8 protein-coding genes and 1 pseudogene are annotated in these 23,085 nt (G+C 40.1%); 3 read left to right on the top strand and 6 right to left on the bottom strand.

Annotated elements, in window-relative coordinates:
* Positions 1–121 precede the first annotated feature (121 nt).
* Together AM608_RS12190 and AM608_RS10340 are read right to left on the bottom strand one after the other, a co-directional pair.
* On the bottom strand, positions 122–247 hold the full coding sequence (locus AM608_RS12190; protein WP_157466337.1) for a FeoB-associated Cys-rich membrane protein: 126 nt from the start codon (positions 245–247) through the stop codon (positions 122–124).
* 8 nt (positions 248–255) lie between these two features.
* The gene (locus AM608_RS10340) at positions 256–939 is read right to left on the bottom strand and encodes an SIMPL domain-containing protein (protein WP_048748129.1); all 684 of its coding nucleotides are present in this window, start codon (positions 937–939) and stop codon (positions 256–258) included.
* A 430-nt stretch (positions 940–1,369) separates the two neighbouring features.
* On the opposite strand from AM608_RS10340, the gene uvrA reads away from it, so the two are divergent.
* Positions 1,370–4,126, top strand: a complete 2,757-nt coding sequence (gene uvrA, locus AM608_RS10335) for an excinuclease ABC subunit UvrA (protein ID WP_053581686.1) — start codon at positions 1,370–1,372, stop codon at positions 4,124–4,126.
* 55 nt (positions 4,127–4,181) lie between these two features.
* Here the strand turns inward: uvrA and ric are convergent, their stop codons facing one another.
* Together ric and AM608_RS10325 are read right to left on the bottom strand one after the other, a co-directional pair.
* Complete coding sequence (gene ric / locus AM608_RS10330) at positions 4,182–4,907, bottom strand: iron-sulfur cluster repair di-iron protein (RefSeq protein WP_016479719.1); 726 nt, start codon at positions 4,905–4,907, stop codon at positions 4,182–4,184.
* Positions 4,908–5,812: 905 nt separating this feature from the next.
* Entirely contained in the window at positions 5,813–7,273 is a 1,461-nt protein-coding gene (locus tag AM608_RS10325; RefSeq protein WP_053581685.1) for a leucine-rich repeat domain-containing protein, read from the bottom strand.
* A gap of 280 nt (positions 7,274–7,553) precedes the next feature.
* Here AM608_RS10325 and AM608_RS10320 point away from each other — a divergent pair, with 280 nt between their 5' ends.
* The gene (locus AM608_RS10320) at positions 7,554–7,904 is read left to right on the top strand and encodes a hypothetical protein (protein WP_172672754.1); all 351 of its coding nucleotides are present in this window, start codon (positions 7,554–7,556) and stop codon (positions 7,902–7,904) included.
* Between the two features lie 460 nt (positions 7,905–8,364).
* Here the strand turns inward: AM608_RS10320 and AM608_RS10315 are convergent, their stop codons facing one another.
* Positions 8,365–20,532 carry a T9SS type B sorting domain-containing protein gene (locus AM608_RS10315; protein WP_053581684.1) on the bottom strand — a complete coding sequence of 4,056 codons (12,168 nt, stop codon included), beginning with the start codon at positions 20,530–20,532 and terminating at the stop codon, positions 8,365–8,367.
* 890 nt (positions 20,533–21,422) lie between these two features.
* Positions 21,423–21,543, bottom strand: a pseudogene (locus AM608_RS12800) (glycosyltransferase).
* A gap of 205 nt (positions 21,544–21,748) precedes the next feature.
* Here AM608_RS12800 and murD point away from each other — a divergent pair.
* Positions 21,749–23,083: a UDP-N-acetylmuramoyl-L-alanine--D-glutamate ligase gene (murD, locus tag AM608_RS10310; RefSeq protein ID WP_053581683.1), complete on the top strand. Its 1,335-nt coding sequence runs from the start codon at positions 21,749–21,751 to the stop codon at positions 23,081–23,083.
* Positions 23,084–23,085 lie beyond the last annotated feature (2 nt).

Genomic DNA, 23,085 nt, shown 5'->3' with positions numbered 1-23,085 from the left:
AATAGCCTATAACAAATAGAAAAAAGATAAAAACAAAAGAATAAAAGATAAAAAAAGCCCCCAAAAAGGGGGCTGCGCAATTTAAAAATATATTACAATGCCGAGAAAAATCTCGTTATTTTTATCCACACTTACAATCAGTTCCTCCTCCACAACTTTTCTTTTTCTTTTTAAAAAAAAGTGCTTTTACGAGATAGCCCACTGCTATAACAACTAATATATAAGCGATGATTTCTTGTGTATTCATAGAAATATCTATTTATTGAGTAATTCAAAAGCTACATTTATTTGTGCTTCTACCGCTATTTTGCCTATTGCTAAGGTGTCGTCGTTAGCTTCCGCTCCGCTACTACCTAAGCTCATTTTACTGGATCTGAAAGTAGGTTGTACATCGTTAAAGTTTGATGAGAGTTCTTTAACAGCAATGGCTTTGCCTATATTTTGGTCTAAACTTACCGCATAGAGCAGTGCTTTTTTACGAGCATCTTCAATGGCAGCTACACGAGCGTCTTGCAAATGCTTTTCTTTATTCTTCACATCGAAACTTACACTATTGATACGGTTTACGCCTGCATCGAAAATAGCGTTCATTAAACTATCGTATTTGCTAATATCTTCTAATTTGATAGTAATATTTTGTAAAACGCGATATTTATTAATCTTGTTATAATCGTCTTTATAAAGTGAAACATAGCTGGTTTGGAAGTTTTCCTTTGGCAGTTCTTTACTCAAAGTCTCCAAAACTTTGGCTACTTCTTCACTGTTTTTTTGTCTCAAATTTTTAAGGTCAAGTCCTTCTCTTTCTATACTGATGGAGATGTTTACGACATCGGGGGTAACATATACAATGCCTTCACCCACCACTTGCACTGAAGGCGTTTGGGTTTGTGCTATTGCCATTGTAGAGACCAATGAGAATAATAAAATGTACTGTTTCATATGTTTGTTTTTAGTTTATTATATGCAATTTATATGCCAAAGGTGCGAGGTTATAGCACGACAGGCAGGCGGATAATTTGGAAATTAGCTAATAGTTAATGATTAATGGTGAATGGTTAATTTGGGAGAGGACTATATAAAGCTTATAGGATAGATGGACGAAGAGTGGGGCTACAGTGGCTCTACAGTGGCTCTACAGTGGCTCTACAACGGAGACTAACCAAAGATTAACTGAATACTAACTGAATACTGATTGAGTTTTTAGTGCTCTTATCTGCTAATATCTCTCGTTTTACAGGTTAGACTTGTCGAGCGCAAAATAACTAACAACTTAGGTTAACCGCACGAAATTGCGGTTGCTATAATAAGATTTTTCCCAATTAGCCTATTTGTTAATTATTTCGTACCTTTGCCCCCCTAATAGATAAAAATGAAAACCAAAGAGATACTTATAAAGGGTGCGAAATTGCACAACCTTAAAAATATAACTGTAGGAATTCCTCGTAATAAGTTAGTGGTGATTACAGGACTTTCGGGCTCGGGTAAATCATCATTGGCGTTTGACACGCTTTACGCCGAAGGACAGCGCCGTTATGTGGAGAGCCTATCGTCGTACGCGCGTCAGTTTTTGGGTAAGTTAGACAAGCCCAAAGTAGACAATATCATAGGGATTGCCCCTGCCATTGCTATTCAGCAGAAAGTAAACACCTCGAACCCACGTTCTACTGTGGGCACTTCTACCGAGGTGTACGACTACTTGAAACTGCTCTTTGCTCGTATCGGGAAGACGTATTCGCCAATTTCGGGACAAGAGGTGAAAAAACATACCGTTACCGATGTGGTTGATGCGGTGATGCGCTATCCAGAAGGCACAAAACTGTTGCTTTTAGCCCCTGTGAGTATCCCCAAAGACCGTACCGTAGAGCAAGTGCTCAAACTCCTATTACAACAGGGCTATGCACGCATTCTATACAAAGAAGAAATCATTCGTCTTGAGGAAGACAATTTGCCTAAGAATCTCGACAATTTCCAATTGGTAATAGATAGGGTGATTGTGCGTCACGACGAAGACTTTCAGCACCGCCTTGCCGATGCCGTAGACACGGCTTTCTTTGAAGGGAAGGGTGAATGCTACATTCAAGAAATGGACGGAGTGGTACAAACGCATTTCAGCAATCGGTTTGAGTTGGACGGTATCACTTTTTTAGAGCCTAACGTACACTTGTTCAGCTTTAACAACCCTTATGGGGCTTGCCCAAAATGCGATGGTTATGGTGATACTATCGGACTTGATGAAGATCTTATCGTACCTAACACAGGTCTTTCGGTCTACGAGAATGCTATCTATCCTTGGCGCGGCGAGACGATGAGTTGGTTTCGTGACCAATTGGTGAATAACGCCTATAAGTTCGATTTCCCGATACACAAGCCTTGGTTTGAGCTCACTGATAAGCAGAAACAATTGGTTTGGGACGGCAACAAGTATTTCACAGGACTCACCGATTTTTTCAAAGAGTTAGAAGAGAAAAGTTATAAAATACAAAACCGAGTGCTCTTGGCGCGCTATCGCGGAAAAACGCGTTGTCACGAATGCCACGGCAAGCGTTTGCGCAAAGAGGCTAACTACGTGAAAATAGCAGGCAAAAGCATTTCGGACTTGGTAGAATTGCCTATTGAAGAACTACAAATCTTTTTCAAAGAACTCAAACTCACCGACTATGAGCAAGAGGTAGCCAAACGATTGCTTTTAGAAATTAACAACCGCCTGCAATTCCTCACCGATGTTGGCTTAGGTTACTTAACACTCAACCGAAAATCGAACACGCTCTCAGGAGGGGAAAGCCAGCGCATTAACTTAGCGACCTCGTTGGGCAGTAGTTTGGTAGGCTCTATGTACATACTCGATGAGCCCAGTATCGGTTTGCACCCGCGCGATACCGAACGACTGATAAGCGTACTAAAATCCTTGCGCGACTTAGGCAATACGGTGATTGTGGTGGAGCACGACGAGGATATTATGAAAGCTGCCGACTACATCATCGATATAGGTCCTAAAGCGGGCACGCACGGTGGCGAAGTAGTAGCGACAGGCACTTATGAGGAACTTCTAAAAGCCAACACCCTTACGGGGAAATACCTCAGTGGGCGCTTAACAATTGAAGTACCCCAAAAGCGACGCACTTCGCCTCACTACATCACTTTGGTAGGCTGTCGCGAGAACAACCTTAAAAATATAGATGTTACCTTCCCTTTGGATATGCTCACGGTAGTTACAGGGGTATCGGGTAGTGGAAAATCGACTTTGGTGAAAAAGCTACTCTATCCTGCTATTCAAAAAGAATTGGATTTAGGCGGAGAGAAAATCGGTCAGTTTACGAAGATAGAGGGCAAATACAAGCACTTGCAAAGTGTGGAGTTTGTAGACCAAAACCCTATTGGCAAATCCACCCGTTCAAATCCTATTACCTATATCAAAGCTTATGACGATATTCGCGCCCTCTTTGCAAGTCAGAAGTTGGCAAAGATGCGCAATTTCCAATCCAAACACTTCTCATTCAACGTTGATGGGGGTCGTTGTGAAGTATGTAAAGGAGAGGGTGAAGTAACCATAGAAATGCAATTTATGGCTGATGTGCACCTCACTTGTGAGGCTTGTGGAGGCAAACGCTTCAAAAAAGAAGTGCTTGAAGTGATGTACGAAGGCAAAAACATAGATGACCTGCTAAACACTACTATTGACGATGCCGTAGCCTTCTTTCAAAAGCACAAACAAACCAAAATAGCTGAAAAACTCAAACCTTTGCAAGATGTAGGTTTGGGGTATGTAACACTGGGGCAGTCCTCCTCTACCCTATCGGGTGGGGAAGCCCAACGGATAAAATTAGCGTCGTTTCTATCGAAATCGGACAGTAAAGAAAAGGTGCTTTTCATCTTCGATGAGCCTACTACCGGCTTACACTTTCACGACATTCGCAAGCTCTTAGACTCGCTACAAGCTCTTATAGAAAAAGGGCATTCGGTAATTATTATAGAGCACAATGTAGAGATGATAAAATCGGCTGACTACGTGATAGATTTAGGCTTAGAAGGCGGTGCTAAGGGAGGTAAGCTCATAGCGACAGGCACGCCCGAAGAAATCGCTAAAAACAAAAAGAGCTACACAGGAAAATACTTAAAACTAAAATAAAAAAGAGTTCGGTATTGTTACCGAACTCTTTTTTTTTGATAATCCTAATAATAAACTACGCTTGACGAAGTTGCTTTTCCAAAGCAATAGCTTTAGGGAAAAGAATATTGTTTTCGAGGTGAATATGACGATTTAAGTCAGTTTCAAACTCTTGCAACATTTGATAGGTTACCTTGTAAGTATTACAAGCGTCGGCAGGAGGCGTATAGTTATTGGTAAGTTTTACTATTTCCTCGAAACGCTCACCTTCTGCACTGTGTTCGTGCATCATCATTGCGATAGGGTTCTCTACCGTACCGAAAGGTATATCGCCAAGAGGTTGCCCTGATTGTTGTGCTTTTACGAGGCTTTCGATAAAAGGGAAAAGCACTCCTTCTTCTTTTTTAAAATGCGACTCGAGGTCACGAGCACTCTCATTAAAAATACGATTGATTTCAAAGAGCTCAGGGTGACGCTCGCCGTGCACACGACATAGCTTATCGAGAAACTGCAAAAGCATAGGGGTTTTGTCGCGCACGTATTGGTGATGAATGCGCACAATATAGTTAGCAAGCAAGTCGAGAGGCCAATCGCGTACATCGACCTCGTTGCTATTGCCTTTGGGGAGCGCTTCTAACTCGCTAATAAGCGCGTTTTTCTCTACTCCTTTTTTCTCACAGGCTTCGTCGATAGTACGACCACCTTTACAGCAAAAATCAATACCGTGTTTTTTAAATATAGCGGCAGTGCGAAAATCGTCGGCTACGATTTCGCCAATGGTTTTGTTTGTTGTTATACTCATAATGATTTAATTTGAGAGGGCAAAGGTACGAAAAGTATTTGGATAATAAAAGTGTATTATATCTTTTTTGTTTGTTATACAAATACTATACCTTAGGAATAAGGTAGTTTTTGCTTTTAACATTCCTTTTACATTAACAAATATTTAAGACCTTCATTTTAACATTAAGAAGATGCTTGAATCCTTTTATCGTTCTAAAATGAATAAAGGAAAGGGTAACACAATAGCTTTTTTATAAGGATTTTGAGCATTTTAAAGAAGATAATATTGTCTTAAAAGGACAAAAATAAAATTTTAACATTCATTGCGTTATTCTCGGGATTTTAACATTTTCTTTGCGTTTTATCTGTTAAAAACGGTTTTTTAACAGATAGAACGCAGTGTTTTTAAAGATTTAGTGTGTAATTATTAACAGTAAAATAAGAATTTCAGCGACAATAGTTATATTTTTTTGCATATTTTTTTGAATATTTTTTGGTAGTTACATTTTTTAACGTATCTTTGTGCCATCAAAAAAGATAAGAGACTTTTTCATAACCAACAACAAAGAAATAAACGAACTACAAGTTGTGTATAAAAACAAGAATGTAATTGTAAACAAAAAGTTTTTTTCATAATTTTTATTTTTAAGTTTTCTTTTTTATTATTAAATTCAAGAGGCTTCTAAGGGGTTAGAAGCCTCTTTTTATTTGAGCCGGCCGACCGTAGCTCGGCAGGCACTTTAATTAGGCAAATACAATTTGAGGCGAATTTGGGCTAAAGAGTGAAACTATGCCTCAGAAAAAGTAGTAGCACGACGGACAATTGATTTTAGAATTGGAGTGCTTGAAAGATTGCACATAAAAAAACCGTTATAAGTATAGCTTATAACGGGTTTTATAATTATTATTTTAAATATTTAATTCTTATGGGATAGGAAATGGTGTATAACCATTATTTTGCAAACCTCTGAAATTAGAGGTTAATTCACCACTCCAAACTGTTTTATAGGCTTGTATACTTGAAGCTGGCACATATAGTACTAAGTTTTGAGCAGTTCTTATACCTCCAAAACTACTATCAACAGCAGGAGGAGTTGTAGCTCTACAAGTTACTTTTACAAGGCTTGTACCTGAAAAAGCAGCTCTTCCTATTTTTTGTAAAGTAGCAGGAAGGTCTACTTCTTTTAATTGTGTATTTTGATCGAAAGCTCGTTGTCCTATAATTTTCACATTAGACATTTCTACTCTACGTAAATTGAAAGTTCTTTGAAATGCGTTTAATTCTATTTCTTCTACATTATTTAAGTTGATACTTTCCATCACGCTTTGATCTTTAAAGGCTTCTGCAGCTATTTTCTTCACATTTGCAGGGATAATAACTGCTCCTGTAAGTGTTACTCCAGCTTTCACACCTTTAAGTACATCTCCTTCGATAATAAAGTTAGAGGTATCTACTTTGCTTACTGTAATGGTTAGGCTAAGTTCACGACCTTTGCCGTTATCACCATCGCTATTAGTGAGTTTAAATGTAAAAGTACCCTCTTTTTTACCTGTTACTTTTATACCTGTAAAATTACCATTAGAAAGTTCTTTTCCTACACCGTCTAATTCTTTTGCATACTCAACAGTGGCAATATCATTATTTACACCTTCGAAAGTAAAGGCATTGTTATAGATATTGGCTAAATCAATACGTTTGGTTTGCCCAACTCCTACTTCACCGCTTTGTACTGCAAGGAAAGGAGCTCGTACGTGCACGATAAAACTTCCTTGAGGAAATTCACCTTTATCGTTTTTCTCACCTGCGGTATCTTCAAAGTATACTTCACCAGTTAGTCCCTCGCCTATTCCTGTTACAAAGAATCTATTTCCATCTTTGCGTACTTGTGCCAAAGCAGTGGAAGTAGATTTTATATTTACCTTATCTATAGTACCATTGTATTTTTTGAGCAAATTGGTAACTTCTACTTCTTGGTCTCTATCAACAAATACGGTTTTACCCAAAACGGCTATACCTCTATCTGTTTTCATTTCGTCTTTTACAGTTACATTGATATAGGCAACTCCATCACCGTTTTTACTTTCTATTTTCACACGGGTTTCGCCTACTTTACCGCCTACTTTTTTGCTAGAAATAATAACATTAATATCTCTTCCCATATTGGCGATAGCCACGTCTACATCTTCAGATTCGGGCTTTTTGATACCGTCGGGGGCAGTTACTTTCACGGTTGTTTGCCCTCCTAAGTTAAGGGTGACAGCCGTTTTCTCTAATATGATATTAGAGTCTCCCTCTTTATCGTCTTTTTTGCAGCTGAACAGGGTTGCTGAAGTCAACACTGCTAAAGCTAACATCATTAGTCTAGTTTTCATTGCTAAATACATTTAATTAAATTTCGCTACAAAAATAGGTATTTTTACAATACAAAACAAACTTTTAGAGATAATATTATCTACTATTTTGTGTTATTTGTAACATTTTATATTTAAACATCTGATAATCAAGTAACTTTATAAGAATTTTATTAGAGTAAAATTATTGTTTAATAAGAGAAGTATGGGTTAAACGTACGAGGTTTTCCTTAAAGAAAATCAAACAAATAGGTAGAAAGCTACCCAGAAAGTCTTTCAATTGACAATTGATAATTGACAATTGACAAATGTGATGTGCACGGAACTACAATGGTTTTATAGTGATTCTACAGTGGCTCTACAGTGGCTCTACAGTGGCTCTACAGTGGCTCTACAGTGGCTCTACAGTGGCTCTACAGTGGCTCTACAGTGGCTCTACAGTGGCTCTACAGTGGCTCTACAGTGGCTCTACAGTGGCTCTACAGTGGCTCTACAGTGGCTCTACAGTGGCTCTACAGTGGCTCTACAGTGGCTCTACAGTGGCTCTACAGTGGCTCTACAGTGGCTCTACAGTGGCTCTACAGTGGCTCTACAGTGGCTCTACAGTGGCTCTACAGTGGCTCTACAGTGGCTCTACAGTGGCTCTACAATAACGATTAATTAAATTATAATCGAACATTAATTGAGTTTATAGTGTTTTAAGTTAATGTGAGATTGGTGTAAAAAAAAGTGTAGCTTACGCTACAGAAATCTTACAAATCTTAAAATAATCAAACAAATAGGTAGCAAGCCTGGAAGTCTCGCACAGATTTCACGGAACAGTAATGAATAAATTGTAACTGACGTTAATTATGATGCATAAGATAGGGGATAAAACTGATAACACCTGAAAAAGCCAATAATACCAGAAGTGAGGAAATGAGAGAATGAGGAAATTAGCAAATGAGGAGTGTATAAGATAAAAATAAAAGGCAAAAGGTAATAAATAAAGTAAAGGAAAATACAATGACTATTACAGTTGGGATAGCAATAAAATTTTTAAGAAATGAAAAAGGGCTACCCTTAGCGGATAGCCCTTTTGAAATAAATATTAATTAATGTATAACCTATGAAGCAAACAAATCTTAACGATATAGTGTAAAGTTACCGTTGAAGGTACGAGTATCGTGTTCGTCGCTAAGTTCTACGAGGTACCAATAGTCGCCTGTTGGCATATCTCTACCGTCGTACTTACCGTCCCATTCTTCGCCTGCTCTAAGCGTTTTGAGGCGACGACCATAGCGGTCGTAAATAGTAGTACGGATGAACGGATACTTATCTACCCTGCGTGGTGCCCACGTATCGTAGTTGCCATCGCCGTCAGGAGTAAAGAAGTTCGGTATGAATACATCGAAGTATTCTTCATAGAACGTTTTGGAGAACGTACAGCCTGCTGCATCGTGTACTACTACATCTACTATTTTGAGTTTCTTACCGCTTACTGGATCGGTGTACTCACGGTCGTTCATTCTCAATTCGTAGACATTATTGGTATCGTAGTCTTCGCCATTGAACTCATAACGATAAGGTTTCACACCGTTTACACCTTCTACTTGTAGTGTATTGATAACGGTAGTAGGTGATTTCACAATATTGTTCAACTGGCGATACTCTACCACAGTTACTGATTTGGTAGCCATTTGAGTACATTGCTTAACAGCTCCAGTAACTGAATGGACATCGGTATAGACGATTTCTAAGGTTTGTGTTGCTATACTCATATTAAACCTGTTCTGGTCGATATAGCCGACATTCACACCGTTGTTACGCGAGAAGGTTTGTGGTGTAGTAGCTCCGTTGAGTTTGTAGGTTATCTTATTGAAATCTACTTCGTCTTTGAAGCGTACTTCTATCCAGGTTGTAAACTCGTTATTATCACAACTGAAGCCTTGCTCGGTAGTCGGGTCGAGGTCAGGAGCTGAGTAAACGCTGAACTTATAAGTAGGCGACATCACACAGCCGTTGGTTGTACTGCTTACGCTATCGGTTACCACAATCTCGTAATCGCCTTCGGTTAAGTTAGAAGCGCGGATTACGGTTGCTGATGAGGTAGCATAATCGGTATGTGCAGGAACGTTAGAGCCTTGTTTCATTATAGCGATGTCGTAGTTAGGACGACCGCCATCAACGGTGAACTCTATCCAAGCGTCGTTACCTTTGTGGCATACGAGCAAGTTAGAATCGGTTACATTCACTACGATAGGCTTAGGTTCTTTTACTTCCAATTGTCGAACGATGAGGTTACAACCCCAAGTATCCCAAATTTCAACGGTGTACATACCAGGGAGCAAGTTGCTAAAGGTAGTTCCCGATTGAGTGAAAGCATTTAAATTGGAATCTACAATAGTATAAACATAACTACCTGAGCCACCTCTAACGCTTGCTGGGTCGATAGTAATCTCACCATCGTGGTCACCTTGACAGGTAACATCACGAGTTACAGAGACAGTAGCGGTAATTGGGTCGGGTGATTTCAAGCCTACTTGAGTAGTACCAGAAACTACTGAACAGCCCCACGCATCGGTAACGGTAACGGTATAGGTTACTACACCACCAGGAGTACCCGTAGATACTAAGCCTGTGAACAAGGCACTATCGCCATTGAGAGCTATAATTTTCCGACCTGTAATAGCACCGCCTTGGATATTGACAGTATAAGGAGCCCAACCACCTGATACGGTTACAAGTATCTCACCAAGGTTGTTATCGCAAGTTACGCTGTGCGTTTCCTTAGCAAAAGCAGTTATAGGAGCTTCGGCTTGTACTATCTCGAAGGTAGTTCCGGCTTTACAACCTGAAATAGCGGAGATAGCTTCTACCCTGTACTTGCTTGCTGGCAAGCCTGCGTGTGCTATGGTAGCACCTGTAGAGTTACCTGTAATAGGAGTACCTACTGGCAACGGATAGATTGTATAGCTAAATCCGTTAGCCACTTGGTCGCCGTCAGAAAGACGGGTATCGGTAAGTTCTAAGGTAATAGAGCCTGTACCGCCGTAGCAAGTTACCCTTTGTGGGTTCTTAGCTTCTAACAATAAGGTGTTAGGATCGAGCACGGTATAGTTGGTACTTACCTCACAACCCGTAATCATATTCTTAGCTCTTATCACATAAGCGTAAGGTTCGGTAAGGGTGAGTGTATAAGTAAGTGAGTTAAGCGTTACTGGAGGTATTACGGTAATAGTACCCCAACCTACTTTGCTCACTGAGTACTCGATAGGTTCGCCACTGTATACGGTGGTAGTGCTGAGGGTTACAGAGATGTTTTCATCTACATTACAAGTCTTCGCTTGTAACTGAGTAGCGGTAAGACCGCTCATCATAAGTGTAGGTGAAATAGTCACTGCGGTAGTAGTTGCACTACAACCATTGGTATCGTACACCTGTGCATAATAACTATTAGCGGTAGTTAAATAGTTTGGTAAGGTGTAGCTATAAGAGGTTACTCCCGGAGTTACTTGCTGTTGATAGAGCAAGGTACCTGAGGCAAGCTCTCGGTATTCAATACGTGTATAAGACTCAGTACCACCTGTTACATTATTCAAATCGAAATGCAATTGTGGATTAGTAACTTCACCTGTATCAGCATCGCAAGTGTACTCTTTTTTGCTAAGGGCATTGGTAGTTGAGATTACATCAGGAGAGGTAACCGTTACTTCAATGGTTGATGAACAAACTTGTGCACTTACAGCTGTAATACGGTAGGTAGCACCACCTAAGATGGCTGCACCTGATGGTACGTTATTAAAGGTTACATAATTACCATTTAGAACCTGAGTAACACCTGGTACTGCTACCCCTGCATTATCGGTGATTGTGAAGGTATATGGAATACCATCAACAGGGTTTGCTTTTATACGTACGGTAGCAGTTTCGGCATAACAAGTAGGTGTAGTAACCGAAAGAACTTCGAGTCTAGGTATTTCAGGAGGTCTTACTACGAAGTCTAACGACTTAGCACATTCGGCAGGAGTACCCCAAGTAGCTGCATCATAGATATTGATGAGGTAGCTACCTATACCACCATTGGTTATTACACCGTGTGCATTACCTGTAACATTAGCCCCTGTAACCACTGGTACAGCACGTTCGTTGGCAGTACCTTTGTTAATCACACGGTAGAGACTAAACTTATAAGTACCTGAACCACCTGTGATATTAGTTACATTGATAGTTACTGTATTAGTAGCACCACAAGGCAATAATGGTAAGTGACTTGCATCAAACTTAATCATCTCGTGTACTCTAAATGTAGTACTAGTTTCGCAACCATTAGCATCTTTAAATGAGATGGTGTACGGATTTGGATTTGGTGCTAAGCGTATTGGTAAAACAGTTTCAGTAGCTACTGTTATGTTTTGCCAGTTCACAATACCGTCTATCTTGTATTGATGTTGACCAATACCTATGCTGTTAAATTTCACTCTAATAGGATAATCGGTATTATCGCTACAAGCGTCATCGACAGTAATTGAGGCAACAGAAGGTTGAGAATCGACGGTTACGGTAACTGTGTTTTCTCTCAAACAGCCAGAAGTATCTCTGACGAATACTTTCCAAACACCTGCTTCTACGTCTTTTGATTCGTTATCAGTAGAAGTAGTGAGGGCAGTCTCTAAGGCAGTACCGGTAGGTGCTGCTGATATGGTTGTATTGTGATAGTAATACTGATAAGGGGCTGTACCTCCTGTGGCATCTACTACTATCTTACCGAGACCTTGTGGTTGCGGTGCTTGACAGTTTGCCTTACGGGTAACCGTAGCAGTCATTGTCAATAAAGACGCTGACTTACCTATGGTAAAGTTGGTAGTACCTTGTGTACAGTTAGTACCACCCTCAGTAAAGAGGACAAAATATCTACCTGCTGGAACATTTGGTATTACTATATCTTGACCCACTGCTGGAGTTGCTGTTAATGGTGGCGTAACAGGACCACTCGCTACAGCAGTTCCTAATGACGGATAAGTAGGTGTATAACGGAATACTTGATAGGTAACATTTGGATTTGTCCAGTTCTTCAAGCGAACGAACACCTTACCGTCATTGGCATCGGCACAAGTAGTAGAAGCAACACCTGTGATAGTAGCTTCCAAGTGCGATTGTGTAGGTACAGGTATATTAGCTTCCTTGATAAAGGTACACTTGCTATTTGCATCGTACACGATAAAGGTATAGGTTACCCCTGGTGTAACACCTGTAAAGGTGTAAGTAGAGGCGTTTTTAACACTACTATCGGACAAGAGAGTAGGTACCACAGCACCACCGTGGAACCAAGTATCGGTACCACCAAGAGGGTTATTAGTTGTTTCTTGTACACTGGTAGTGGCTCCATAAGGAGGAGTAATACCTTCACGATATACGGCGATGTATTGGTTAGCACCAATAGTTCCTCCTGACTTATCGTATACTGAGATAGCTATTTCACCGGAGTTGGCAGCACAACCTATGGTGGCTGTACCTCGTGCGTCTAAGCCATTAGCGTCGGATTTTACGACAAAGTCATAAGTATACTTACAAGACTTAGCATCTTCTACCACTATTTGGTAGTTACCAATGTCTAAGTTCATAAAGGTTTCTCTTGAACCAGTAGCTACATTAGTACGAGTAGCATTCACCACGCCGTTCTTATTTAAAGTAACAGTGAATGGTGCAGTACCTCCTTTATTCACCCAAGCACTTGCCTGAGCTTTCTGAGTACCCGTAGTAGAGCACTCAAGATCAGTATGAGTAACAGAGACTACCATTGCAGGTACTTCGGTAACAGTAAGACCTAATGGGTCGGATTTACAGTTTGAAGCATCTACAATTGTAAGAGTATAGATTCCTTTTGCTAATCCTGTAATATCTCCTACTGGACGTGTAACGGTGGTAAGACCATTATTAAACTCTATAGTATAAGGAGCTACTCCTCCTGAAATGTTGGCATTATTGAAGAGTATCTTACCTGAATTAACGCCTGCGCAGTTAATACCTTCAACAGTAGGCGTAACTACAAAAGCAGGAGCATCTTTCTTGATTTCTTGTTTAGGCGAAATCACTTCGCAGTAGTCACCATTGGTCATTTGGTAACGTATCTTAAAGTAGTAATTACCTGGTATCTTAGTTTTGAAAGTATAAGTATTACCAGACTGGCTAATAGCAATACCTGTAGGGGCTGCTACTGTAAAGTTGGCAGTAGGTGAATTGCTCCACAAGAACTGACGAGCACCCCCTGCTTTACCACCAGAGTAAGTAATATCATACTCAGCTTCGCTATTAGGTACACAAGTTAAAGCTGCTTTAGAGATCACTTGCATACGCAATGGGTTATCTATAGTATAAGAAGTGCTTGTACGACAGTCGGCACCATCTTTTACTTCAAAGTTATAAACACCAGCCGATAGGTTTTCGTAAATGATAAAGTTTGTAGCGCTGGACTCAAAAGTTGCGCCTCCGTCTTTACTAAACTGATAGCTACCATTGCCATTTATTACCTTCACTTGCAAACGACCTGTAGCACCACCTTTAAAGCAAGGTTCTAAGTCTACTACTTCTATTTGCAATGGCTTAGGCGCTGGCACATCAAGAGTAGCCGTCATTGTACAACCATTGTTATCCTCTACTTCAATTACATAAGTACCTACCTGTAAGTTAAAGTCAGCTTCGTTATTTACAGCCGATTTCGATTGTGATGGTGTAGCACCTGTTATAGGAGTAAAGCGGAATGTTTTATAAGGTCTTGCACCTCCTTCGGCAGTAAAGCGTACTGTCGCAAAGGTATTGAAGCAAGACACCGGAGCTGTAACTGTAGCCGTAACTGTTAAAGGTACAGGCTTGTTAATAGTATAGTTAAAGGCTGTTTGGCAACTGTGTTCATTAGCTTTGCGCACCAATAACGTACCATTATTTACTGCTGGGATTCCTGTAAGAGTAGCCACCCCTTGAGCAGGGTTAAGCTGTGTAAGGGTAACACTCGTCCAAGTAGTAGTACCCGCTATTTGATATTCTATTACAAATGTAGAAGGTGGATTATCAACTGTTAAGAAGATAGAACCATCATTCTTGCCACATTTTTCATCGTAGGTAGTACCACGTGCTTTAAAGCCTTTGTTATTGTCAATCTTCACTGAAAGACCTTCTGCACGCACTTGGCATATCTTAGTAGGTTGTGTAATCAGAATATCGTCCACTGCTAAATCACTACCCACAGTAGAAGCAGCTGCTATATTTCTAATCTCAAATATATAAGCATTAGCAGTTATATCAGTAGTTGCAAAGGTTACTTTCTTATTAAGCCAAGCTCCTGTACGAGGAAGTTCACCTAATGACCTTTCAACGTATTGTGCTGGGTTACCAGGATTGTACAAGCGTACTACCAAGTTAGGGTTAGTACCACCTATATAAGTAACAGGTAATAAGTTGAACAAGTTCACTGATACACTCATTTCTTGACCGGCTACTACGTCTCTAATCGTGCGCTTGTAAACAATACCATTGTCATTATCAGGGCTACTTCCGTTGATTGCTAAATAGCGACCATCAGTTACTCCCGAAGCGTCTGACGGTGGTGTAGATACCCAGTAAGTTCCTGTAGTAGGCACTTGGCGTGTAATCATATACTGGTTATCACCCAAAGTAGTACCGTTGGCATTACAAGTAATAAATACCGACTCGGAGTCGCAAATATTCTTACCTTTACCAAAGTCTTCTTTAAACAACACATTAGGAGTTGTACCCGTAGCTGTCTTCGGTGTATACCGCACATAAACACTATAAATACCTGGGTCTAATGTAAAGACATTAGAAGTACGTGTTTCGCTGAGGGTACCATCGTCTTTTACAATGTCGTATTCGTAGTTACCTGCTGGGTTAGTAGTTACCGTAAAGGTACCTTTACCCTCACAGTCATAAGTAACAGTAGAAGCACTTACGGTAGCAGGCACTATTGGTTTTATGGTAATAGGTATTTCAAGAGTACATTTATTACTATCGCGTACATATACCACACTTGCTGTAGAACCTACACGCAAAATAGGCACGGTAGTAAACGATACATTATTAGTACTAAACTCATAACCTGTACCAGTACCTCCTGACACATTGTTAATATGTACTATATACTCTTTGGTAGGACTTGAAGTATCACAAGAGATATCCTCAGCCACTCCTGCATAAGCACGCAAAGTGCTTTCTATATCTTTAATTACAATATTGCGGTTCCTATAAGTACATATATTAGTAGTAGATAACTGTATTTTTATTTCTACTTCATACTTACCAGCTTCTAGGTTATTAAAGAAACCTGTAGAGTTGGTACCCATATTTTGTACTCGTGCTCCTGTGTCGTCTAACTTGTAAAGGGTAGACTTCACGTTTTGCTGTGTGTTATAAGTAATAGACACCTGTCCTGAGTTATTAGCAAAGCCACACAAGATATCGCGAGTTTTGATTGTATAGCCTAAGAGTCCTTCTGGATAAATATCCACAGGAGCAGTAAGAGCATAAGCTGAGTTAGCATCTTTGGCAATGAACACATATCTACCAGGTTGGTCTATATGTATATCACGCTCTACAAAGCTACTACCCGCAGGTATAGTAGCTATGAAAGCTGAAGCAGGTACATCGGAGTAATCAGTATAGCCGTTTTGTACTACGCCGTCAATACTCCAAATAGCAAACTGATAAGGATTCTTACCTCCATCGGCTTCAAAGCGAGTAGTAAGTGAGTTACAGTTCTTCCAAGCCTTAGGAGTTACTTTGGCAGTAAGTGTAGTTTGCTTTTCTATTCTTTGTATAAAAGTTGCCTTACAAGTGCTTGGCAAAGCAGTTGAAGTAACCTCAACAGTATAAGTATCAGGGGCTATGGTTATAGGCACTCGATATTCTGAATTAGTAGTAATCACAAAAGCTTGTCCGTTTTGGTTCACTACATTACCTGCTGAGTTTTTCAACACATATTTATAAGCAAGACCTGCCGTAGCCATACGTATAGTAATGAAACCTTGCTGATAGCTGGTTACATTGGCAAAGTCTATTATTTCACCTGAAAGTGAATTGGTAAATACATCAAAATAGAAGTATTTCTCACAGTTGTTATCCTTGTCTGACACACGCAAGCGGAAATGACCTTGTGCGTTGGCAACAAAAGTATTGTTGTTATGTACATCTTCCCAAGCGCTATCATCTAAGTTCGGACAGTTCAAGCTTGATGGCGAAGAGCCTGCTTTTAGCTTTTGCCACATTATATTGCTATCGCGGAAGTTCACCACTATATTACGTGAAGGTTGATTACACAATATAAAGTGACTTACCCATAAGTTGTTACCCGCACACACATCACCTCCGTTAGCTTGAGGTCTGATAGGGTCTGGTAGGTTATTGCTGGATATGAATTTTATTTCTTCACTGGTAGTGTAGGTTACATTACCACATTTCATCAATTTATCTACTCTATAAGTAGCAGGGTCGCTTACCTCTATATAATTATGGTTTAACGGGTTTGGTATCTGTGTACCGTTCTTATACCAATTATAAGCAGTAAAACCATCAATAGCAGTAAGTCGTGTATTTATGCCAGAACAAGCAATCTCAGTACGTGAACACTCTTGCGTAGATATTGCAATAGTTTTAGAGCCTGTGCTAGTTTGTTCAGGAATAGTACAAGCTGCCATTCCTCCTGAGTAAGTTAAAGAGTAAGTAGCTTGCAACACATTCATACAAGGCTTACCGATTACTGAACACTCTCCTTTTAATGAAATAGGAATAAGTATGGTACGCACATTACCCCCTGCTGTAAGTGTTTGCTTAGGCAGTGTAAAGGTAATCACATTACCCGATTTAGTAAAGGTAGGCTTGAAGATAGTAAGGGAAGCCCCCGTAACATCAGGAGTACCTATGGTAATGTTAGGGTGATTAGGCAAAGTAACCTCCAAGGTCGACGATACTACCCCTGCGGTTCCTTTATTTCTATAAGTAATACGATAGTTGAAGTTCTCAGTAAGTGATAAATCGCGGTTGATAGGAGCTCCTGTACCATCTACAAAATCATTGGTAACCTCCATATCTACAGCACGCGATTTTACTACCACGTTAAAGGTACAAGTAGCTGCATTACCTGAGGTATCCTTAAACACATAGGTTACTGAAGTCGTTCCTATCGGGAAACGCTCTCCACTTTGGTGAGTCTGACTCCAAGAGCCTATACGGCAGTTATCGGTTGCCGTTACCACTCCCCAATGTGCTATTCCGTAACACTGGTTAGCTACTGCAGTTACTTCAATATTTTGCGATGGGCAACCTGTAATCACAGGAGGTATGGCGTCAGGAGCAAAGTTTACGGTAATAGTATGACTGCCCGAGTTAGTAGTACACAACCCGAGGTCTTTCAAACTGTAACGCACCACATACTGAGTATTGCGTGTTACCGTATCACTAATAGTTTGTTCACTACCCAAGAAAGTTTCAGTGGCATTAGCTTCTATACGGAACCACTCTATATTGAAGAGTTGCGCCGAACCGCCAAAGGTAAGGTCTACCACATCACCATTACAAGGGTTCGTGCTTCTTGCTACATAAGTAACTCCTGGTGAAGTATAGTTATTTGCCGCTACCAAAGCCGAATCAGGGTAATCACCACAAGCGTGAGAAGTGGTCACAGCATAAGTACCGTCTGGTACGTTCTTAAATACGTACCCCGTAGCGGTAGATGTAGCTCCAAATACTGGCGATTTAGTTTCTACTCCTGTAACGGTATTTTTAATACTGAATTGTAATGGATAACGGATATACTCAGGATTGGTAACGTTCACCGCTATAAGTCCTGTTCCCGATGCCGCACTACACGAAGTACCTACCACATCGCGTTTGAGCTCTCCCGTAGGGCTCACGGTTAAGTACACACGACTGACGTGAAAAGCTCCTGTACCATCATTCACTGGGTCAGAAGGTTTATGAGTGTCAGAAGAAGGGATTACACTATACAAATTCAGACAATCAGCTGGATCCGTAAAGCGTTCTTCTCTCTGTGAAGCTTCTCCTACACTCCATAGTTGTTTTATACGTGCGTAATAGAAATAAGTAGACTGTAACAGATACTCTCCTGCTGATAAGTTATTAAAGGTGTGTGAACGGTCGTTACTTCTCCCTACTACTTGGTCATAGCCTGTAGCAGTCTTTTTTAATAAAGTATATTGTGCATAACGAAGTGTCCCTACAGGAGCCGCCTCTATTTCATACGAAATCTTCGCTGCTCCCACACATCCTTGCTCTACTTTCACCTCATCTTTGTCATACTGCATTGGGGTGTCTAAGTTGAGTTCTTTGGTAGCTTCATTGCCACAACGGTCTTTAATAGTAATATTATACCTACCTGGTGGAAGGTCTCCAAACTCAAAACGATACGTTTCATTAGCGGTATCAGGGTTTCTCACCTCTTTTACCATAGGGAAAGTATACGTTACTTTGTGTAGTGGTTCAAAAGGTAAAGCGGTTTGGAAGTCAAAAGTACGAGTAGTACCACTGTGTCCATCGTCTAAATAATCAACAGTCACAGTGATAGGGTAATTAAATTGGTTTCCTGCTACCCATTTGCGTATAGATACAGTACCTTTAAATATCCCTCTATTAATTTCTATCCCGTCAAAACGCTCACCTATCTTATTAGGCAGAGGAGCCATATTCACAATACGCTCCGGCTCATAACACTGAGTAATCCCTACAGTTTTAAACTTCACCTTATAGTAGCCATCAGCTTGCAAAGTTAAATCAGCATACAAACTACCGTTGTTGTTTATCCAAGTATAGTCAGTTCCTGGTATAAGAGGTTTCCATTTAGTAGGGTCGCTTATTTCTGACTGTGTATAGGTAGGATTCCAACTGGGGTCGCTTGCACCTATATATTTATATATTTCAAAGTAAAATCCTTTGGCTCCTGGTGCTGATGGATTTTTTACCCAGTCTGCTGGAGTAAAGTTCTGCCAGTTGTAGAACCCAAAATACATCTTATCAGAAGCATCATCTGGGTTAGGCAATTCTATTTTTTTCCAATTAGCCTCTACGTACAGATACTTAGCTGAAGAACCACTGGGGCAAGGATTAGCAGGGTCAGCGTTTAGGTCTGAACGGTTCACTGCTAATATCGCTGTCGAACCTGCTCTGTCCATATATATAAATGGATCTCTTGAGGTCGTAGAGTTCAATTTGTTTCTTAGAACATCTACTAAGTCCTTATCAAGTTTGAACTTCTTAACTATAGGTGTTTTCCCTAACTTAATAATCAGTTCAATAATATCTCCTTCTTGAAAATGTACTCCAGCTATATCATTGGTAATAAAAGAATAAGCACTGGATTTTTGTGGGCGAGCCCCTGTGCGATAAGAAGAGGTAATATCATAACTATTGATATAATGCCCTGCTGAGTCATAGTGTTTTATAACAGCAGTGCCGGGTTTCCCTTTAATTTCATTCTCTAAACTTTGTTGTATACCTACATTGTCTTTTCGTTTTATACGAAATGAAAAATTAAACTTACAATCAGCTCCTACGCGTATGCCTGAATTCTCATTGTCGAGTTCAAACTCCATACAGTCAATATTCAATGAAGAAGCCGCTACTGAAAAAGTAGTTTTATTGGTTTCCCCACAATTCGGAGTTCCATTCATTGTATCTTCTACGGTAAGCTCATAACCACCTCCCGTAGTAATCGGTTTAGCATTAGTCCCTTGAATAGTGATTTCCAAGTCTTGCCCCGCAACAGCATTATGAGTGGCATTATACAGCTCAGTACCCCCTTTGGTAAGGCGTACTTTAAAAGGTCCTTTGGCTCCTTTCTGTATACTGAAAACCACGCTACCGTCATTACCATTCCCTGTACAAGACGGCGGTACCGATTTAAAACTTTTAAAAGTTGGTGGTACGTACGAAGAAGTAACCGTTACCACTTTAGGTAAAGTAGATTTCTGGTTATTAGCTACATTCACCATTGTAACAGTATACGTACCCGCTTTAAGCGTAGTAAACTCGTGTTCATTTTTACCCGTCACTCCTATTTCCATAGGCCACGTACGACCACTCGGGTCACCAGGTACATCGAGTTTTACCTGCAACTTGGTACCTACAGGCCCCATAGTAGTAGGAAGTGTTACCTTAATCTTCCCATCTGAGGCACATTGCCCTGGTGTTGTGGAAACATTAAAGTTGTTTAAGTTCAGCGGTGTTTGAGCCGAAAGCCCGAAGACCGTCATTACTATAAAAACAATTGTTAGAAAAAACTTTCTCATAATGCTATATATGCTATTTTGAAACAATAGTATCACTATACTTTAATGCACAAAAGTATATATTTTTCTCGAAACAGCAAAACTCTTTTATTGCGAATGTTAAAACAAAAGTTGCTCTTCTACCCCTTCCCTACCCTGCTCTTTCAACGGAAAAACCTTACACAACTACAACATTATTAATTACATACAACTGTGAAAAAGAAAAACAATCTACCCTTTTAGCCCGCTATTTTTTAGCTATATTTTAACTTTTTGTATACAAAAATTTAACATTTCCAAGACACTATTTTGGTAAAAAACACCCTCTTTTTTCACTCTTTTTCACCTCCTTTACACAGATAATTGGAAGTTTTTACACAAAAACTTTTATCACCTTATTTATATTATGTATTCTATCTCAAATTCATCTTCGTTTAATGTCTATCCAATCTATATAGTTCAATGCTTATCCAATGAGCCCTACACTTTGCCAAAGTTTCTATTCGCCCGTCGTGCTACGACCTTTATCAAAATTGAAAATCACTCACCCATACTCTCTGAGAGTTACCCGTAGTAGCCGAATAAGTGAATAAAGAGAAAAGTTTTTCTGAGTCTCTCTAACTAATTTCCAAATTTTCTAATTTGCTAATTCTCCTTTCCGTCGCTACATTCCCCCTTTGAAGGGGGCTAGGGGGATGTTTCATTATTTTCTCCGTCGCTACACTTCCTCCTTTCCGTCACACTCCCCCCTATTGCCTATGGCCTAAGGCCTAGCACCTCTTCCTCTTTCTTTCGCCTCGAAACCCCGTTTTTACCGTTTTTTGTATCGCTGTATTATGCTATTTATCAATTATTTATATACCCTTCCTATACCAATCGTCCAAGATTCGTATAAGCTTCCTATAAGCTCTCTATAAGCTAACCCCACCCTCCCTACACCCTTTTTTCATTAAAAACTCTCCCTCCTCTCTTCCGAACTTCTCCGTTTCCTTCCGAATCCTCCTAACGCTCCCAAACACATCGCTTTTTCATCTCAAACTTTGGCAAAGTTTAAAACTTTGCCAAAGTTAATTATTAGCATTATAAGCATCTACCCCATTTTCTAATTTCCTCATTTCCTCATTTGCTCATTTCTGTCATTATTTATTTTTTTTTCGCTTTCTCCCTTGCTAATTCCTATTTGTTTTGTACCTTTGCCCAAAAATAATAAGCACCTCAACAAAACGAGGTTTTATCAATGAAACGTTTAGTAATATTAGGAGGTGGTGAAAGTGGTGTAGGAACTGCTATTCTCGGTAAACAAAAAGGCTGGGAAGTATTCCTTTCCGATAAAGGCTCCCTAAAACCTCACTACCGCGAAACTCTTAACAAAGAAGGCATTCAGTGGGAAGAAGGCACACACACCGAAGAGAAAATTCTCTCAGCCGATGTGATTATGAAAAGCCCAGGTATCCCCGATAAAGCTCCTATCATCAAAAAAGCTCACGAAAAAGGCATTGCTGTGATTTCTGAAATAGAATTTGCAAGCCAATATACCGATAGCCTCATTGTAGGCATCACAGGTAGTAATGGTAAAACCACTACCACCTTGCTCACTTATCACATTTTCAAAGAAGCGGGATTGCAAGTGGGACTTGGCGGAAACATAGGTTATAGCTTCGCCGAATTAGTAGCTACCGAAAATCCACCGTATTATGTACTCGAAATCAGTAGTTTTCAGTTAGACGGCATAGAGCATTTTGCCCCCCATATCGCCGTATTGCTTAACATAACTCCTGACCATCTGGATAGGTACGACTATAAGTTCGAAAACTATATCAACTCTAAATTCCGTATCGCGATGAACCAAACTGAAAATGATTACCTTATCTATGATGCCGACGACGAGGTAATTACACAGTGGCTCAGCACCCATACTATAAAATCTAAACTCATACCTTTTTCTATAGAGAAAGAACTCCCACAAGGAGCTTTCTTAAAAGATAATAAAATATACATTATGTTAGAGAATCAAACTACTGAAATCGACGTTGAAGAAATTAGCCTTCGTGGCAAGCACAACATTAAAAATACAATGGCAGCAAGTGTAGCTGCCCGCTTGGTAAATATCCGCAACAATTCATTGCGCGAAAGTCTCAAAGGCTTTAAAGGTGCTCCCCACCGTCTCGAAGAGGTGAAAGTAGTAGATGGCGTCACTTACGTAAACGACTCCAAAGCTACTAACGTAAATTCAGTATTCTACGCTCTCGACACCATTAAAACTCCTATCGTGTGGATAGTTGGCGGACAAGACAAAGGCAACGACTATAACTCTCTTTTGCCTTATGTACACGAAAAAGTAAGAGCTATTGTATGTCTCGGAGTCGATAATTCCCCTATTATTCAATCGTTTCACAACACAATAGGCACGCTTGTCGAAACCCGCTCAATGGACGAAGCTGTAAAATTAGCACAAGGTTTTGCTCAAGAAGGCGATACAGTACTATTATCTCCCGCTTGCGCCAGCTTCGACCTCTTTAAAAACTACGAAGAACGCGGAGACCTCTTTAAAGTAGCCGTTCAGAAACTGTAATA

Source organism: Capnocytophaga sp. oral taxon 323, from assembly GCF_001278825.1.
Taxonomy (GTDB): Bacteria; Bacteroidota; Bacteroidia; order Flavobacteriales; family Flavobacteriaceae; genus Capnocytophaga; species Capnocytophaga ochracea.
The sequence above is the reverse complement of the archived record's forward strand: the minus strand, read 5'-3'. Positions and strand labels throughout refer to the sequence as shown.